Raw genomic sequence first — 17,307 nt, 5'->3', positions numbered from 1 at the left:
GGCGCGCGCGCAGCAGCGCCGCCCAAAATCGCACCTGTCGCCATTGCCGTTTTGACAAGCACCCTTCGCGCGACTAACCCCGCTGGAAAGGTCGGCAGGACCGGACGGGGCGAGAGGGCAGCGGGATGAACAGGCAGCGCGGCACGGGCGAGATGACGGCACGGTGGATGCCATGGGCGCGGCCGGCGCTGTGCGGGATCGTCATGGCGCTGCTTGCGACGGGCGGTCCCGCGCTGGCCCAGGCGCAGTTTTCCCAGATTGAGGTCCGCGGGAACCAGCGGATCGAAACCGCCACGGTGCTGAACTATGCCGGGATCGAACCCGGCCAGCCCGTGACCGCCGGACAGGTCAACGCGGCGCTGCAACGGCTGCAGGCGTCGGGCCTTTTCGAAAGCGTCGAGGTCACGCCCGCCCGTGGCACGCTCATCATCGAGGTCGCGGAATTTCCGACGATCAACCAGGTCAGCATCGAGGGCAACCGGCGGCTGAACGACGAGGTGCTGGAGGGGCTCATCACCTCGCAGCCGCGCCGGGTCTACAGCCCGTCCACCGCCACGGCCGACGCCCGCGCGATCACGGACGCCTATTTCCAGGCGGGCCGGGTCGCCGCGTCGGTGGAGCCGCGGATCATCGCGCGCGACCAGAACCGGGTGGACCTTGTGTTCGAAGTGACGGAAAGCGGCGTGGTGGAGATCGAGCGCATCGGCTTCGTCGGGAACCGCAGCTATTCGGACCGGCGGCTGCGCCAGGTGCTGGGCACCAAGCAGGCGGGCCTGTTCCGACAGTTGATCCGCCGCGATTCCTTCCTGGAGGACCGTATCCAGTTCGACCGGCAGGTCCTGACGGATTTCTACAGTTCGCGCGGCTTCGTCGATTTCGAGATCCTGTCCGTGACGCCTGAATTCTCGCGCGAGCGGGACGCGTTCTTCCTGACCTTCAATCTGCGCGAGGGCCAGCGGTTCACGCTGGGCGAGGTGTCCGTGACGACTGACGTGCCGGGACTGGAGATCGCCGCGTTCGAGCGCGTCGTTCGTGCGCGCTCCGGGCAGACCTATTCGCCTACCCGGATCGAGGACACCGTGGCCAGGCTGGAGCGCGAGGCGATCGAGCTGGGATTCGATTTCATCCGTGCCGACCCGGTCATCACCCGCAACGACCGCGAGCTGACGCTGGACGTGGCGTTCAACCTTGTCCGCGGTCCGCGTATCCTGGTGGAACGCATCGACATCGAAGGCAACGCCACCACGCTCGACCGGGTGATCCGGCGGCAGTTCCGGGTGGTCGAAGGCGATCCGTTCAACCCCCGCGAGATCCGTGACAGCGCCGAACGGATCCGCGCGCTGGGGTTCTTCGCCAATTCCGACGTCACCACGCGTGAGGGCACGGCGCCTGACCGGGTGATCGTGGATGTGAATGTCGAGGAACAGCCCACCGGGTCGCTGACACTGGGCGGATCGTATTCGCTTGACGAAGGGTTCGGCTTCGCCGTGGGGCTGAGCGAACGCAATTTCCTTGGGCGCGGGCAGTTCGTGAACGTGAACCTGAGTGGGGGCATCGACAACAACAGCTCCTCGATCAGCTTCGTCGAACCGGCACTGCTGGGCCGCGACGTGCGCGGGGGCTTCGACGTCTTTTACCGCTCCACCGACAGTTTCAACGCGGATTTCAACACCGAACAGCTTGGATTTTCGCCCTCCATCGAATTCCCGATCAGCGACAACGGGCGGCTGGGCTTGAACTACCGGCTGTCGCGGGACGGGATCAGCGACGTGCAGCGCGGCGATCCGGCCATTCCGGGCGACAACGGCACGTCGGCGATCATCCAGCGCGAAGAGGGGCGGCTGATCACCTCGGCCATCGGCTACAGCTACAGCTACAACTCGCAGCGCGCGGGGCTCGATCCGAACACGCGGATCACCTTTCAGTTCGGGCAGAGCTTCGCCGGGCTTGGCGGCGACACGCAGTTCGTGGAAACGACCCTTAGCGCCGGGTACGAAACGAAGGTGCTGAACGAGGATGTCGGCGTGTCCGCATCGTTCCGCGGTGCCGCGCTCAATTTCACCGAAGGCAATAGCCGGGTGATCGACCGCTATCGCGGGCGGCAGTTCGCGCGGGGCTTCACCGCGAATGGCATCGGTCCGCGCGACCTGACGGCCACCAACCAGGATGCGTTGGGGGGCAACTACGCTGCCGGGATCGCGTTCGAGGCCGATTTCCCGGTGGGCCTGCCCGAGGAATACGGCATTCGCGGCGGCGTGTTCTACGATCTCGGTTCGATCTGGGGTCTGGACGATACCGCGGGCACCGGCGGGGAGGTGGACGACTCGTTCCAGCTGCGGCAGGTGATCGGCGCGACGGTATTCTGGGAAACACCCATCGGCCCGCTGCGGTTCGATTTCACGCGCGCGCTGCAAAAGGAAGACTATGACGACGAGCGCACATTCGACTTCCGCATCTCGACCCGGTTCTAGGCTGCGTGCCGCCGCGGCGGTGCTGATGCTGGGACTGGCCGCCGTGCCTGTCATGGCGCAGGAGCAGGGTTCTCTCGCCGTGGCGACGCTGGACCAGGAGGCGCTGTTTCTCAACTCCGCCTTCGGGCGGCGGGTGACGCGGGAACTGGAACGGGACCGCGACGCGCTGACGGCGGAGAACCGCGAGATCGAGGCCGACCTGATCGCCGAGGAACGCGCGCTGATCGACCGGCGGGCCGAGTTGCCGCCCGCGGAATTCGCACCGCTCGCCGAGGCATTCGACACGAAAGTCGAACGCATCCGTACGGAACAGGACCGCAAGGGCCGTGCGCTTCAGGTCCAGTTCGAGGAAGCCCGGCAACGTTTCCTGTCCGAGATCGGACCGGTGCTGACCGATCTTCTGCGGGAGCGGGGTGCGCAGGTCCTGCTGGATCGTGGCGCTGTGCTGATCTCGGTCGAAGGCGTGGACATCACCGCCGCCGCCATCGCGGCCATCGACGCCCGGCTGGGCGACGGGACAAGCGGCGGTGCGGGGCTGCCGGACCGGGCCCCGGCACCGGATGGCGGTACGGCGCCAGGCACGGATCCGGATGGCCAGAGCGCGCCGCAACGGCCCTGACCGGTTCCCGCGGCTTGTGCCGGGCGGGCGCTGTTGCTAGGCAGACGCAGCCGCGATCCACGACAGGACACGACCATGACCGACATCCCGCGCAGCGCAGATATCGCCCTGATCCAGCGCGCGATCCCCCATCGTTACCCGTTCCTGCTGGTGGACCGCGTCGAGGATATCGAACCGTCGAAATCCGCCGTGGGCATCAAGAACGTGTCGATCAACGAGCCGCAGTTCAACGGGCATTTCCCCGGCCTGCCGGTGTTGCCCGGCGTGCTGATCGTCGAGGCGCTGGCCCAGACATCGGCCGTGATGGTGTCCCTGTCGCTTGGCCTGATCGACAGCGGCGCTGTGGTGTATTTCATGGGCGTCGACAAGTGCCGGTTCCGGCGCAAGGTCGTGCCGGGTGACATCCTGCGCCTGCGCGTCGATGCGTTGCGCGGCGGCGGCAAGGTCTGGAAGTTCAACGGGCTGGCCACGGTCGGCGACGAGACCGCCTGCGAATGCGAATTCATGGCGATGATCGACCGCGGCGGTGCCGCCACATGAGCATCGCGCCCACCGCCCGCATCCACGCCTCGGCCGTGGTGGAGCCCGGCGCGGTGATCGGTGACCGCGTTGAGATCGGCCCGTTCTCGCTGATCGGGCCCGAGGTCAGCCTGGCCGCGGATGTCGTGGTGAAGAGCCACGCGGTGGTGACGGGCCGGACGGAGCTGGGCGCGGGCTGCGTCGTCTTCCCCGGTGCCGTCGTGGGCGAGATCCCGCAGGACCTGAAGTTCAAGGGCGAAAAGACCCGGCTTGTCGTGGGCCAGCGCAATCGCATCCGCGAAGGCGCCACGTTGAACACCGGGACCGAGGGCGGCGGCGGCGTCACGAAGGTCGGCGACGATTGCCTGTTCATGACCGGCGCGCATGTGGGCCATGACGCGCAGGTGGGCGACCGGGTCATCCTTGCCAACCAGGCGGCGCTGGCGGGGCATTGCGTCGTGGCCGATGACGTGATCGTGGGCGGGCTGTCCGGCATCCACCAGTTCGTGCGCGTGGGCCGCGGGGCCATCATCGGCGCCGTGACGATGGTCACGAGCGACGTGATGCCCTACGGGCTCGTGCAGGGGCCGCGCGGCGTTCTGGACGGGCTGAACCTTGTGGGGCTCAAGCGGCGCGGCGTGGCGCGGTCTGACATCACGGCGCTGCGTGCGGCGTTCCAGATGCTGGCGCAGGGCGACGGGGCCTTCATGGATCGCGCCCGGCGGCTGGGCGATGAAACCGAAAGCGCGTATGTCCGCGAGATCGTCGATTTCTTGCTGGCCGAAAGCGACCGGCATTTCCTGACGCCGCGCTGACGCCGTGACGGGGCCGGTCGGCATCGTCGCGGGCCGCGGGGCGCTTCCGGTGGCGCTGGCGCGCGCGCTGGCTGGGCGCGGGCGCGACGTTGTACTGGCCGAGATGGCCGGCTTCCCGGTGGACAATCCCGACGATCTGCCGGTGATCCCGTTCCGGGTCGAAAAGCTGGGCGCGCTCTTCAAGACGTTGCGGGCGGCGGGTGTGCGCGAGGTGGCGTTCGCCGGAGCAGTGGCGCGGCCACGGCTCGACCCGGCGCAGTTCGATTTCCGGACCCTGACGCTGGCACCGCGCATCCTCGCAAGCCTGAAGGGGGGGGATGACGCGACACTGCGCATGGTTCTCGACATCTTCGAAGGTGAGGGCTTTGCCGTGCGGGCGGCGCATGACATCGCGCCCGATCTGCTGCCGTCCGCCGGTGTCCTGACACGGGCACAGCCGGGGTCGCGCGACCGCAAGGACGCTTCGCGCGCCGCCGCCATCGTGGCCGCGCTGTCGGCGGTGGATGTGGGGCAGGGCGCCGTGGTGGCCGGTGGACTCGCGCTGGGGGTGGAGGCGCTGCCGGGCACCGACCGGATGCTGGCGCAGGTGGCGGCACTGCCTGCCGACCTGCGGCCCGACCCGGCTTCGGCCCGCGGTGTGCTCTTCAAGGGGCCGAAGATCGGTCAGGACCGGCGCATCGATCTGCCGGTGATCGGGCCGGACACCGTGGCGGGGGCCGCTGCGGCGGGTCTGTCCGGCATCGCCATCGCCGCGGGCGGCGTGATGGTGCTGGACCGCCCCGCCGTGATCGCCGCGGCGGACGCGGCGGGCCTCTTCCTGTGGGTGCGCAAGGAGGGCGAGCCATGAGCCCGCGGATATTCATGCTGGCGGGAGAGGCGTCGGGCGACGCTCTTGGTGCGGCGCTGCTGGACGGGCTATCGGAACTGGCGCCAACCGCCGTGGTCGAAGGCGTCGCGGGCACGCAGATGCAGGCGCGAGGGGTCGAGAGCCTGTTCCCCATGTCGGACCTGTCGGTGATGGGGCTGGCCGAGATCCTGCCGAAATACCGCCATCTGCATCGCCGCCTGCACCAGACGGTCGCGGCGGTGCTTGAGATGAGACCGGATGTGCTTCTGACCATCGACAGCCCGGATTTCTGCCTGCGGGTGGCGCGGCTGGTGCGTGCAGCCGATCCGTCGATCCGCACGGTGCATTACGTGGCGCCGTCGGTCTGGGCGTGGCGACCGGGGCGGGCGGTCAAGATGGCGCGGATGATCGACCAGGTCCTCGCGCTCCTGCCGTTCGAGCCGCCGTTGATGGAAGCCGCGGGCATGCGCTGCGATTTTGTGGGCCACCCGGTCGTCGCGGCACAGCAGGCGACGGAGGCCGAGGCGCAGGCGCTGCGCGTGGAACTGGGGGTCGGCGAGGCGCCCTTGCTGCTGGCCTTGCCGGGATCGCGCCGGTCCGAGGTGACGCGGCTCGCGCCCGTGTTCGGCGCCGCGTTGGGGCGCGTGGCGCAGGCGCGTCGGGGTGCGCGGGCCGTTTTGCCGGCGGCGCCCGGTCTGGCCAGCATGGTCCGGGACGCCGTCGCGGACTGGCCGCTGCCGGTGGATGTCGTCGCGCCCGAGAACGCGGCCCGCAAGCGCGCGGCGTTCCGCGCGGCGGACGTGGCGCTGGCTGCGTCAGGGACGGTTTCGCTTGAACTGGCGGCGGCGGGCACGCCCATGGTGATCGGTTACCGGATGAACTGGCTGACCATGCAGATCATGCGGCGCATGGCGCTGGTCGATACCGTGACGCTCGTGAACCTCGTGTCGGACACGCGGGTCGTGCCGGAGTTCCTGGGGGACGCCTGCACCGCCGATGCGCTGGCCGGGGGGCTGGAGGCCGTTCTCGACGATCCCGCTCCGCAGCGCGCCGCCTGCGCGGTGACCATGGATCGGTTGGGCCGGGGCCGCGAATCACCGGGTCTGCGCGCGGCGCGGGCGGTGCTGGACGGGCTGGGTCGATAGCCGAAGTGGCGACCGACGCGCCGATGATGGGGATTTGCGCCAAATCCCGGTCAGATTTCCGTGCCGTTCAGCGCCGCCCGCCGGTGATCCAGCCGCCGCCCAGAACGCGGCTGCCGCCGTCGGCGTAGAACACGCAGGCCTGCCCCGGACTGACACCCTCTTCCGGGGTAAGCAGTTCGACCTCGGCCGTGTCAGGACCCGTGGGCCGCAGGATCGCGGCGCGCGGCGGGCGGGTGGAGCGGATCTTCACGGCGATGTCCCGCGCCGGGCCGTCGAACGGGCCGTCTCCGATCCAGTTCACCTCGCGCAGGCTGACCGTGCGGGTCGCAAGCGCGTCCTTGGGACCGACCACCACATGCCGCGCGTCCGGGTCCAGCCTGACCACATAGAGCGGGTCGCTCAGCCCCCCGAGCCCGAGGCCGCGCCGTTGGCCCACCGTGTAGTGGATGACGCCTTCATGCTGGCCGAGAACGTGCCCTGACAGGTCCACGATGTCGCCGGGGTCGGCGGCGCCGGGGCGCAATTTCTTGATGACACTGGCATAATCACCGTTCGGCACGAAGCAGATGTCTTGGCTGTCGGGCTTGTCCGCCACGCTCAGCCCATAGCGCGCCGCCAGGTCGCGGGTCGCCTGCTTCGACGGCAGATGCCCAAGCGGAAAGCGCAGGTAGGACAGCTGCTCCGCGGTCGTGGAAAACAGGAAATAGCTCTGGTCGCGCGCGGCGTCGGCGGCGCAGTGCAGTTCCGGTCCGCCGGGGCCGACCTTGCGCTGGATGTAGTGCCCTGTCGCCATGCAGTCGGCATCGAGATCCTTTGCCGTTTCAAGCAGATCGCGGAATTTCACCCGTTCGTTGCAGCGGATGCAGGGCACCGGGGTCGCCCCGCCCAGGTAGCTGTCGGCGAATTCGTCGATCACGGCCTCGCGGAACGTGTTCTCGTAGTCGAGCACGTAGTGGGGGAACCCCATCTCCTCGGCCACGCGGCGCGCATCGTGGATGTCGCGCCCGGCACAGCACGCGCCCTTTTTCGCAAGCGCGGCGCCGTGGTCGTAAAGTTGCAGAGTCACGCCCACCACATCATAGCCCTGCTCGGCCAGTTGGGCCGCCACGACAGAACTGTCCACGCCGCCGGACATGGCCACGACCACGCGCGTATCCGCGGGCGGTTTCGGAAAGCCGAGCGAGTTGAGGGGCTGCGTCATGGCGCGAAACGACTCCAGTATCGGGGAATTCGGCGGAATATATAGGAAAATCATACGCATTAACAAGAGGTGTGTTTCAGACCCCGTTAAGCGCCCTCGCGCCATCCCGAATGTGTGGTTGAGTGGGAGAAACGGGATGTATCTCAAGAAAGTGGATGGGCCGCGCATCGTGACGCTGCCGGATGGATCGACCCTGTCGCGAGCGGACCTGCCGCCGGACACGACGGTGCGCTGGGTGGCGTCGCGCAAGGCGGTCGTGGTGCATGCGGTCAAGCACGGCCTGCTGTCGCGGGACGAGGCGCTGAACCGTTACAACCTGTCGGGCGACGAGTTCGAAAGCTGGTGCCTGGCGGTGGAACGGTTCGGCGAAGATGCACTCAAGACCACGGCATTGCAAAGATATCGACAACTTTAAATTGTTTTTCATCTCCAGGTACACATGGTAACCTTGGGTTAACACCTGCGGGTCACGTTTACCTTGACGATGCGAAAACTGGAGAATGTCATGCGCGTGTTGCTGGTCGAGGACGATCCGACGATTTCGAAGAGCATCGAGTTGATGCTGACCCATGCCAATCTCAACGTCTATTGTACGGACCTTGGGGAAGAAGGGGTCGATCTGGCGAAGCTCTATGACTACGATCTGATCCTTCTCGACCTCAATCTGCCCGACATGAACGGGCACGAGGTGCTGCGGCAATTGCGGGTCGCGCGGGTCGAGACGCCGGTGCTGATCCTGACGGGCGAGGACGACACGGAAAGCAAGATCAAGGGGTTCGGGTCGGGGGCAGACGATTACCTGACCAAGCCGTTCCACCGCGAGGAACTGATCGCGCGCATCCACGCCATCATCCGCCGGTCGAAGGGGCATTCGCAGTCGCTGATCCGGACCGGCAAAGTCGTGGTAAACCTGGATACGAAGACCGTCAGTGTCGGCGGTAACGCGGTGCACCTGACCGGCAAGGAATACCAGATGCTGGAACTGCTGTCCCTGCGCAAGGGCACGACCCTGACCAAGGAGATGTTCCTGAACCATCTCTACGGCGGCATGGACGAGCCGGAACTGAAGATCATCGACGTGTTCATCTGCAAGCTGCGCAAGAAGCTGAACGTGGCGACCGAGGGCGACAACTACATCGAAACGGTGTGGGGCCGCGGCTATGTGCTGCGCGATCCCGACGCGGCGGAGGCGCCGGTCGCCCTGCAGGCCTGACCCGAACGCGGTCCTTACGGTCTTGCCCGGCGGGCCGATGCTGGACCTGTGCGGACGGTCACCCTATCACCCTGTCTGACACGAGGGGCAAACGGGGGCGGTCGTGACGAAACGCGATGAACGGGCGCAGGCAGGCAAGGGCAGTGACGACACACCGCCCGGACAGATTGACGATGCGGAAGCCCGAACGGAGCTTGACCGGCTTGCCGAGGTCCTGATGCGGGCCGATACGGCCTATCACGCCGAGGACGCGCCGGTTCTTTCGGATGCGGAGTATGATCGGCTAAAGCGTCGTAACGCGGAAATCGAAGTCCGCTTCCCGCATCTGAAACGCACCGACAGCCCGTCTGACCGCGTGGGCGCGGCACCGGTCGAGGCCTTCGCCAAGGTCACGCATGCACGGGCGATGCTCTCGCTCGGGAATGCGTTCGACGATGCGGATGTGGCCGAGTTCGCCGCCACGATCCGGCGCTTCCTGAACCTTGGGGCGGACGCGCCGCTGACCTTCACGGCGGAACCGAAGATCGACGGGCTGTCGCTATCGCTGCGCTACGAGGGAGGAGCGCTGGTCAGCGCGGCCACCCGTGGCGATGGTACGATCGGCGAGAACGTGACGGTCAATGCGCGTACCATCGACGAGATCCCCGTGGAAATCCCCGGCGCGCCGGACGTGCTGGAGGTGCGCGGCGAAGTCTACATGCACCACGACGATTTCGCGGCATTGAACGAACGGCAGGCGAAAGCCGGGGCCAAGACATTCGCCAATCCGCGCAACGCGGCTGCGGGCTCTTTGCGGCAACTGGACCCGAGGATCACCGCGGCGCGTCCGCTGCGCTTCTTTGCCTATGGCTGGGGGGAGTTGTCGGCGCCGCTGGCGGATGGCCAGTACGCGGCGCTGGCGCGACTGGGCGAGATGGGGTTCCGCATCAACCCGCTGACCCTGCGTTGCGAGACCCTCGATGACCTTCTGGCGCATTACCGCGAAATCGAGGCGCGCCGCGCGACGCTCGGCTACGATATCGACGGGGTGGTCTACAAGGTCGACGATCTTGCGCTTCAGTCACGGCTGGGGTTCCGGTCCACCACGCCCCGCTGGGCCATCGCGCACAAGTTTCCCGCCGAACTCGCTTGGACGCGCCTGGAGGCCATCGACATCCAGGTCGGCCGGACCGGCGCGTTGTCTCCGGTGGCGCGCCTTGCCTCGGTCACCGTGGGGGGCGTGGTCGTGTCGAACGCGACGCTGCACAACGAGGATTACATCGCCGGGCGCGACGCGACCGGCGCCCCGATCCGCGACGGCCGCGACATCCGCGTTGGCGACTGGGTGCAGGTCTATCGCGCAGGCGACGTGATCCCCAAGATCGCCGATGTGGACCTGTCGCGCCGCGCCGAAGATGCCGTGCCATTTGCGTTTCCGACGGTTTGCCCGGAATGCGGGTCGGACGCCCTGCGCGAAGAGGGTGACGCGGTGCGGCGTTGCACCGGCGGGCTGATCTGTCCCGCGCAGGCGGTGGAGAAGCTGCGCCATTTCGTGTCGCGTGCCGCCTTTGACATCGAAGGGCTGGGCGCGAAGCAGGTCGAAGCGTTCCATGCCGACGGCTGGATACGGGAACCGGCCGACATCTTCACGCTCGAAGCGCGCTTCGGGCAGGGGATGCAGCAGCTCAAGAACCGCGAGGGCTGGGGCGAAACGAGCGCGCGCAACCTGTTCGACGCCATTGCCGACAAGCGGCGCATTCCGCTGCACCGCCTGATCTTCGCGTTGGGATTGCGCCATGTTGGGGAAGTCGCGGCCAAGGATCTCGCGCGGCATTTCGGGACATGGGATGCGCTGATCGCGGCGGTCGATGCCGCACACCCTGCCGCGGAGCGCTTTGCCAAGGCCGAAGCCGCGCAGGTGGCCGAGCGCAGGGCCGCCGCCGCCGAAGGCCGCCGCGCCCAGCCGAAACGCGCCGCGGATGCGGTCTGGGCAGAGGAGCCGCCAGTTCCGACGGCGGCGCGGGCGGCTTGGGACGATCTTGTCGGCATCGACGGTATCGGCGCTGTCGTCGCGCGGTCGCTGGTCACGTCCTTCGCGCAGGCGGAGGAGCGCGCGTCGATTGACCGGTTGGTGGCCGAACTGGACATCGAAGCGGCGGAAAGCCCGCGGACCCAGGACAGCGCGTTGGCGGGCAAGACCGTCGTGTTTACCGGCAACCTCGAAACCATGACGCGGGCCGAGGCCAAGGCGCGGGCCGAGGCGATGGGCGCGCGTGTGTCGGGATCGGTATCGGCCAAGACCGATCTTGTGATCGCCGGGCCCGGCGCCGGGTCCAAGGCCGCGAAGGCCGCGGATCTGGGGATCGAGACGGTGGACGAGGCCGGCTGGCGCGCGCTGATCGGTGAGGCATGACAGGCTCGCGCCCGCCGATCCTGTTTCCGCTGTTCGCAGAGCTGGACACGCTTCCGGGGGTCGGACCGAAGACCGCGAAGCTGCTGGCGCAGATGCATGTGACGCGCCCGCGCGATCTTCTGTTCACCCTGCCGCAAGGCGGGGCCGACCGTCGGTTGCGCGAGAGTGTGCAGGGTGTGCCGCCGGGCCATGTCGCCACCGTCCGGGTCAAGGTGCTGCGCCACCAGCCGGGCACGGGGCGGGGGCCCTACCGGGTGCAGGTCGAGGACGCGAAGACCGCGTTCTCGCTCGTGTGGTTCCGGCCCAACCGGGGGTACCTGGAAAGGCTTTTGCCGGTGGGTGCGGCGCGGATCGTATCGGGCAAGGTCGAACACTATGACGGCATGGCGCAGATCGCCCATCCCGACCATGTTCTGCCGCCCGAAGACGCGGCCGAGATCCCGCCTTTCGAGCCGGTCTACCCACTGACCCAAGGGTTGACCGCGAAGGCGATGGCGAAGGCCGCAGCCGGGGCGGTGGACCGTGCGCCGGATCTGGCTGAGTGGGCCGACCCGGCACTTGTGGCAAAACGCGGCTGGCCCGGGTGGCGGGCGGCGGTGGTGTCGGCCCATGCGCCCGATACCCCGGCGGACCTGTCGCCGCGCGCCCCGGCGCGGGAGCGGCTCGCCTATGACGAATTGCTGGCCCATCAGATGACCCTCGCGCTGGCGCGCGCCCGGGCACGGGCGCCTAAAGGGCGGGCGAGTGCGGGCGACGGCGCGCTGCGGTCGCGGGTTCTGGCCGCGCTCGACTTCGCGCCGACCGGGGCGCAGACCCGCGCCATCGCGGACATCGTCGGCGATATGGCCAGCGACCTGCGGATGTACCGGCTGCTTCAGGGCGATGTCGGTTCAGGCAAAACGCTGGTTGCGCTCATGGCGCTGTTGGCGGCGGTGGAGGCTGGCGGGCAGGGTGTGCTGATGGCGCCGACGGAGATCCTCGCGCGGCAACATGCCGAGGGGCTCGCGCCGCTGGCCGCGGCGGCGGGTGTGCGGTTGGAGGTTCTGACGGGCCGCGACACCGGGGCTGCACGGGCGGGGAAGCTGGCGGATCTGGCGGCGGGCGACATCCATATTCTTGTCGGCACCCATGCGGTGTTCCAGGCGGATGTGGCCTTCGCCGATCTGCGGCTGGCCGTGATCGACGAACAGCACCGGTTCGGGGTGCGCCAGCGGCTGGAACTGGGCCGGAAGGGCGACCGGGTGGATGTGCTGGTTATGACGGCGACGCCGATTCCGCGCAGCCTTGCGTTGACGCAATATGGCGATATGGACCTGTCGGTGCTGGACGAAAAGCCGCCCGGACGCAGCCCCGTGCGCACCGCGCTGACCAGTGCCGCGCGGCTGGATGAGGTCGTCGCGCATCTGCGGCGCGCGGTGGCGGAGGGCAAGCAGGCCTATTGGGTTTGCCCGCTGGTGGAAGAAAGCGAGGCTGTGCCGATGGTCGCCGCCGAAGCGCGGTTCCAGCAATTGCGCGCGGCCTTGGGCGATGATGTGGTCGGGCTGGTGCACGGCCAGATGCCGCCCGAGCGAAAGGACGCGGCCATGGCGCGCTTCGTCTCGGGCGAAACCGGCGTCCTGGTGGCGACCACGGTCATCGAGGTCGGGGTGAACGTGCCCAACGCGTCGATCATGGTGATCGAGCAGGCGGAAACCTTCGGGCTGGCACAGCTGCACCAGTTGCGGGGCCGGGTCGGGCGCGGCGCGGTGCAATCGACCTGCCTGCTGCTGTATCATCCGCCGTTGAGCGAGACCGCGCAGCGTCGCCTGACGCTTCTGCGCGACACGGAAGACGGGTTCCGCATCGCAGAGGAGGATCTGGCGATGCGCGGGGCGGGCGACATGATCGGCGTGGCGCAGTCCGGCCTGCCGCGGTTCCGCATCGCCGATCTGGAGAGCATGGCCGGGCTGATGGACATCGCCCGCGACGATGCCCGTGCCCTTCTTGCCCGCGACCCGGAGCTGACCAGCGAGCGTGGGCAGGCGATGCGGGTGCTGCTGTGGCTGACCGAGCAGGACAAGGCGCTGCAGCTTCTGCGGGTCGGCTGAGGTGTTCTCGTAAAGTTCTTAAAAATCCCTTTACACGAATCGAGTTGGAACATAGCAAGAACACATCGGATGGATCGGCGGATGGATCGGAGGACACGCGATGCTTGAGGATGTGAAGGCGGCCCTGACCCGGACGGGCGACACGCTGTGGGCGGATCTTCTGGGCATGGCCGCACTTGCGGTGATGCTGTTGTCCGCGCTGTTCCTACCCAGCCTGCTGGGCGCCATCTGAATCTGCTTCGAACTGCCCCGCGAACCGGGTGTCACCACACCCCATGGTCTGCCTGCTGCCGGGTCTGCCTGTCCCGCCAGTCCCCGGTTCGCATCACTGACGCCGCGTCTCCGGTTGCCCCCGGTGCGCGGCGTTTTTTTATGTGGAGGCGGTGCCTTGGTCCTGCGCAGTGGCCGCGTCGATGGCGGCAAGCGTCGCGTCGAGGCTGAGCAGGATCGACGCGTGGCGGTTGCCGAAATCCTGCGCGGCCTGCATGACCGCGAGCCCGTCGAAGGGCGCTGCCGGGGCGGGGCCGTTCGATTTCAGCATCGCGGCCAGCGCATCGCGTGCGGCGGCAATGTCGGCACGGGTCGCCCCGATGGCGTTTGCACCCACTACGGCCGCAGCGGCCTGTCCCAGTGCACAGGCCTTCACGTCCTGCGCAAAGCGGGTGATACGGTCGCCATCGAGATCGACGTCCACTGTCACCACCGACCCGCAGAGCGGTGCGCGCACCCGTGCCGTGCCAAGGGGCGCGTCGAGTCGCCCGATATGGGGGATGTCTGCCGCCAGTGCGAGGATCTGGCGGGAGTAGAGATTGATGAGCGCGGTGTCCGACACGGGCGGCTTTCCCTTCGTCTGTTCGGTCGATACATAGCGGTCAGCATCTGCCAAGCAAAGGATGGGCCATGTCCTTCGATCCCGCCAGCCTGAAATTCGACGCAGCCGGGCTGGTGCCGTGCATCGCGCAGGACGCCGAAAGCGGAGCGGTGTTGATGATGGCGTGGATGTCCGAAGCGTCGGTCCGGCGCACGCTGGAAACAGGTCGGGTCACCTATTGGTCGCGTTCGCGTCAGGCGTTCTGGGTGAAGGGCGAAAGCTCGGGCCACGTCCAGACGCTGGTGGAGTTGCGGGTGGATTGCGACCGCGATTGCCTGCTGGCGCTGGTGCGGCAGCAGGGCCCGGCCTGCCATACCAACCGCAGGTCCTGTTTCTACACGGCAATCCTTGACGGGTCCGAGGTCGAGATCATGGCGCCGGAGGCAGGCTGAGTATCGCCCGCAGGTCTGTCGGTGTCAGCCCGTCGGCGCGATAGGCGGCGATGGCGCGGGCATCGTCGCGCTTTGCCAGCCGCTTGCCCGCATCGTCCCGGATCAGCCGGTGGTGATGATAAACGGGCGTCGGCAGGCCCAGCAGCCGTTGAAGCAGGACATGAATCAGCGTGGCTGGGCCAAGGTCGGCACCGCGCATCACATCGGTGATGCCTTGCGCCGCATCGTCCACAACGACCGACAGGTGATAGCTCGTGCCCATGTCCCGCCGGGCGAGGACGATATCGCCAAGCAGATCCGGCAGGTCGGGCAGGTTTGCGCCCGTCGCAAACCCGCCGACTGGCCCGGATTCCCGAAACCGGACGTGTGTCATGCCCATGCCGGACAGTTGTGCCGCGGCGCGCGCCATGTCGAGCCGCAGCGCGCGGTCCCGCGGACGTGGTCCCGCCGGGGGGGCGTCCGGGCGGCAGGTGCCGGGGTAGATCACCCCGTCGGGGCCGTGGGGCGCGCCTTCCTGCGGGGCGTCGAGGGCGGTCAGGATGTCCCGCCGGGTGCAGTCACAGGGGTACAGAAGCCCCATGTCCCACAGGACATCGAGCGCTTCGTCATAGGCGGGCAGGCGATCGGACTGGCGCATGACCGGTGTTTCCCACTGCAGACCGAACCACGCGAGATCGTCGTAGACCTGTTCTTCCCACGCGGGACGGGCGCGGGCGCGGTCTATGTCTTCTATCCGCAGCAGGAAACGCCCGCCCGCGGCGCGGGCTAGGTCATGGGCCATGGCCGCGGAAAAGGCGTGCCCCAGATGCAGCGGTCCGGTGGGCGACGGCGCGAAGCGGCTTACGACGCTAATCTTTGCCCCTCCGCATCAACCGCGCGGTCCCGGACTGGTGGATCAGGAACCACGCGAGCAGGATGAACATCGGGTGCGTCAGCCCGCCGGAAAAGATGATCGCCGGCACCCAGATGAGGAAGGTGACGATCGCCACGAACGGTCGCCCGGCAATGGCGATGGACAGCGGCGGCAGGAGGATGGCGAGAATGTAGTTCACGGATGGACCTCGGGGATTTGGTGTATGACTCGCGTATGACTTTCATATGAATCGCATATGCGGGACGCAGGCCAGCCCTTGCGCCGGGTCACCCCGTGGCCCGGACGGGGTCGCGGTCCTGCGCGGGGGTCTGCGTCCGGGTGGGGGTTGCCTGTCCCTTCCACGGGGACGATTTCACCCACGCCGCGAGATGCGCCACCCCGAGGATCAGCGCCACGCCGAAGACGTTCACGGCCAGCGTGGGCCACCAGCCCCGTCCGGCGGTGAAATCCAGCAGGAAGCCGAGCAGAAGCGCCAGCCACATGGAGAATACGAAGACGGCGAGGGATTGCTGACCGATCTTCACGACCTGCGCCACACCCCGGCGCGCGATTTCCGCGGCAAGCCCAGTGCCCCGCGGACGCAGCCGAGCGCCAGCGGGACCGGCGAGCACGACGGCCAGATAAGCCATGGCGAGGAAGTGGAGATAGCGCAGGATGCCCGCGTTCGTCTTGTCGAAGAGAACCGCGTTTGCCTCGCGCCAGGCGCGGATCCATTCCACCTCGGTCCAGATCTGCCAGCGCCCGAACGGGACCGACACGGCCAGGAACACGATCGCCGCGGCCATGAGCACGCGCGAGGCAGGCGGCGCGGGCAGCCAGCCGCGCCCGAAGGCGAACCCGGTGAAGAAGATCAGCTGCCAGCCGAACGGGTTGAAGAACCAGGGGCGATCCGACCACGGCTCCGCCGGCAGGGCCAGGATGCCGGTCTGCGCCACCGCCCAGAGCGCCACGGATGCCGCCATGGCCAGACGCGGATCGACCCGCGCCAGCGCCATCATCGCGGGGATCATGGCGAGGATCACGAGATACATGGGCAGGATGTCGAAATAGTTCGGCACATAAGTCAGGGTGGTCAGCCCCACGAGACCGGGCAGGGGGGTCTCGAAGAAGGCGCCGAGGTTGAGCGCGTCGACATAGGATTTGTCGAAACTGCCGTAGCGGGCGAAGATGCCGGACAGGTCGAGTGCAGCCATCGTCGCGGCGATGGCGATGAACAGGCCCAGATGCGCCCAGTAGACCTGCCAGACACGATAGGCGACTCGCGCCGAGCCCATGACCCATCCGCGCCGGACGAACACGGTTCCGAAGGCAAGGGCGGAGGCCATGCCCGAGCAAAAGACGAAGATGTCCGCCGCGTCAGACCAGCCGTAGCGGGCGGGGATGTAGTTGGAGAGCCGGTTGAACGGGATATGGGCCACGAGAATGATGATCATGGCGCAGCCGCGAAACAGGTCGAGCCGCAGATCGCGGCCTGTCGGTGGGGCGGATGGCACGGACGGGCGGGGCGCGGTCATGGCGATGTGTCCTTCGGGGGTGGTGTCCGCGTGCAGTATGTCTGGCGACAGGGGGGGCTTGTCCATGCGGCAGCGATCACGCCGGGGTCACGTCTCGCGGAAAGCTGCCAATGCCGGCAGCGAGTCGCCGCCTGTGCCGTTTTTCGCAGCCTTGCAACGGGCCAATGCTGCCGGTTGCGCGGGCGAGACCTGCTTGAAAATCGTTCATCGGCAGGGGCTTGACGGCTTTCCAACGAAAAAATGACAGGGCCGCGAATTTTCTGCTTGCGGAGTTTGGCACAGGGGCCTAAACACCCCTTCACCGACGGGGCGGCGACGCGCTGTTGGGTTCTGAAGCGGGTTGCTGG

17 protein-coding genes are annotated in these 17,307 nt (G+C 67.7%); 12 read left to right on the top strand and 5 right to left on the bottom strand.

The annotated features are described in order from the left end of the window. Nucleotides 1-125: 125 nt before the first annotated feature. The 6 genes from bamA (at nucleotide 126) to lpxB (ending at nucleotide 6,416) form a co-directional block, all read left to right on the top strand. Nucleotides 126-2,471, top strand: a complete 2,346-nt coding sequence (gene bamA / locus DDE13_RS15965; RefSeq protein WP_235868733.1) for an outer membrane protein assembly factor BamA — start codon at nucleotides 126-128, stop codon at nucleotides 2,469-2,471. A 25-nt stretch (nucleotides 2,472-2,496) separates the two neighbouring features. Continuing rightward, a complete protein-coding gene (locus DDE13_RS15960; RefSeq protein WP_162631051.1) occupies nucleotides 2,497-3,090 on the top strand; it encodes an OmpH family outer membrane protein in 594 nt (197 codons plus the stop codon). A gap of 75 nt (nucleotides 3,091-3,165) precedes the next feature. Continuing rightward, nucleotides 3,166-3,630, top strand: a complete 465-nt coding sequence (gene fabZ / locus DDE13_RS15955; RefSeq protein ID WP_111405276.1) for a 3-hydroxyacyl-ACP dehydratase FabZ — start codon at nucleotides 3,166-3,168, stop codon at nucleotides 3,628-3,630. Beyond that, nucleotides 3,627-4,424: an acyl-ACP--UDP-N-acetylglucosamine O-acyltransferase gene (gene lpxA, locus DDE13_RS15950; RefSeq protein WP_111405275.1), complete on the top strand. Its 798-nt coding sequence runs from the start codon at nucleotides 3,627-3,629 to the stop codon at nucleotides 4,422-4,424. Before fabZ ends, lpxA begins: the two co-directional genes overlap by 4 nt. Nucleotides 4,425-4,428: 4 nt before the next feature. After that, on the top strand, nucleotides 4,429-5,271 hold the full coding sequence (locus DDE13_RS15945; RefSeq protein ID WP_162631050.1) for an LpxI family protein: 843 nt from the start codon (nucleotides 4,429-4,431) through the stop codon (nucleotides 5,269-5,271). Beyond that, entirely contained in the window at nucleotides 5,268-6,416 is a 1,149-nt protein-coding gene (lpxB, locus tag DDE13_RS15940; protein ID WP_111405274.1) for a lipid-A-disaccharide synthase, read from the top strand. The genes DDE13_RS15945 and lpxB overlap by 4 nt, the downstream gene beginning before the upstream one ends. 67 nt (nucleotides 6,417-6,483) lie before the next feature. Here the strand turns inward: lpxB and mnmA are convergent, their stop codons facing one another. After that, on the bottom strand, nucleotides 6,484-7,617 hold the full coding sequence (mnmA, locus tag DDE13_RS15935; protein WP_111405290.1) for a tRNA 2-thiouridine(34) synthase MnmA: 1,134 nt from the start codon (nucleotides 7,615-7,617) through the stop codon (nucleotides 6,484-6,486). 136 nt (nucleotides 7,618-7,753) lie between these two features. Between mnmA and sciP the strand changes: the two genes are divergently transcribed. The 5 genes from sciP (at nucleotide 7,754) to DDE13_RS23600 (ending at nucleotide 13,541) form a co-directional block, all read left to right on the top strand. Then, a complete protein-coding gene (gene sciP / locus DDE13_RS15930; protein WP_111405273.1) occupies nucleotides 7,754-8,032 on the top strand; it encodes a CtrA inhibitor SciP in 279 nt (92 codons plus the stop codon). A gap of 90 nt (nucleotides 8,033-8,122) precedes the next feature. After that, nucleotides 8,123-8,830 (top strand): response regulator transcription factor CtrA, encoded by a 708-nt coding sequence (gene ctrA, locus DDE13_RS15925; RefSeq protein WP_111405272.1) that lies wholly within the window; start codon nucleotides 8,123-8,125, stop codon nucleotides 8,828-8,830. Between the two features lie 103 nt (nucleotides 8,831-8,933). After that, nucleotides 8,934-11,222 carry an NAD-dependent DNA ligase LigA gene (gene ligA / locus DDE13_RS15920; RefSeq protein WP_394340305.1) on the top strand — a complete coding sequence of 763 codons (2,289 nt, stop codon included), beginning with the start codon at nucleotides 8,934-8,936 and terminating at the stop codon, nucleotides 11,220-11,222. Continuing rightward, a complete protein-coding gene (gene recG, locus DDE13_RS15915) occupies nucleotides 11,219-13,309 on the top strand; it encodes an ATP-dependent DNA helicase RecG (protein ID WP_111405271.1) in 2,091 nt (696 codons plus the stop codon). Before ligA ends, recG begins: the two co-directional genes overlap by 4 nt. A 100-nt stretch (nucleotides 13,310-13,409) precedes the next feature. After that, nucleotides 13,410-13,541, top strand: a complete 132-nt coding sequence (locus tag DDE13_RS23600; protein ID WP_268951252.1) for a hypothetical protein — start codon at nucleotides 13,410-13,412, stop codon at nucleotides 13,539-13,541. Between the two features lie 138 nt (nucleotides 13,542-13,679). Here DDE13_RS23600 and DDE13_RS15910 read toward each other — a convergent pair whose 3' ends face one another. Next, nucleotides 13,680-14,141, bottom strand: a complete 462-nt coding sequence (locus DDE13_RS15910; protein WP_111405288.1) for an iron-sulfur cluster assembly scaffold protein — start codon at nucleotides 14,139-14,141, stop codon at nucleotides 13,680-13,682. A 68-nt stretch (nucleotides 14,142-14,209) separates the two neighbouring features. Here DDE13_RS15910 and hisI point away from each other — a divergent pair, with 68 nt between their 5' ends. Then, entirely contained in the window at nucleotides 14,210-14,572 is a 363-nt protein-coding gene (gene hisI / locus DDE13_RS15905; protein ID WP_111405270.1) for a phosphoribosyl-AMP cyclohydrolase, read from the top strand. On the opposite strand, the gene gluQRS is transcribed toward hisI, so the two are convergent. From gluQRS to DDE13_RS15890, 3 genes are all read right to left on the bottom strand, one after another. Next, the gene (gene gluQRS, locus DDE13_RS15900; protein ID WP_111405269.1) at nucleotides 14,550-15,425 is read right to left on the bottom strand and encodes a tRNA glutamyl-Q(34) synthetase GluQRS; all 876 of its coding nucleotides are present in this window, start codon (nucleotides 15,423-15,425) and stop codon (nucleotides 14,550-14,552) included. The two genes, hisI and gluQRS, sit on opposite strands and share 23 nt — an antisense overlap. Beyond that, entirely contained in the window at nucleotides 15,421-15,624 is a 204-nt protein-coding gene (locus DDE13_RS15895; RefSeq protein ID WP_111405268.1) for a hypothetical protein, read from the bottom strand. Before DDE13_RS15895 ends, gluQRS begins: the two co-directional genes overlap by 5 nt. Nucleotides 15,625-15,712: 88 nt before the next feature. Next, nucleotides 15,713-16,960, bottom strand: a complete 1,248-nt coding sequence (locus DDE13_RS15890) for an OpgC family protein (RefSeq protein WP_111405267.1) — start codon at nucleotides 16,958-16,960, stop codon at nucleotides 15,713-15,715. Nucleotides 16,961-17,307: the final 347 nt, after the last annotated feature.

Source organism: Meridianimarinicoccus zhengii (genome assembly GCF_003254465.1).
GTDB classification, from domain to species: domain Bacteria; phylum Pseudomonadota; class Alphaproteobacteria; order Rhodobacterales; family Rhodobacteraceae; genus Meridianimarinicoccus; species Meridianimarinicoccus zhengii.
The sequence above is the reverse complement of the archived record's forward strand: the minus strand, read 5'-3'. Positions and strand labels throughout refer to the sequence as shown.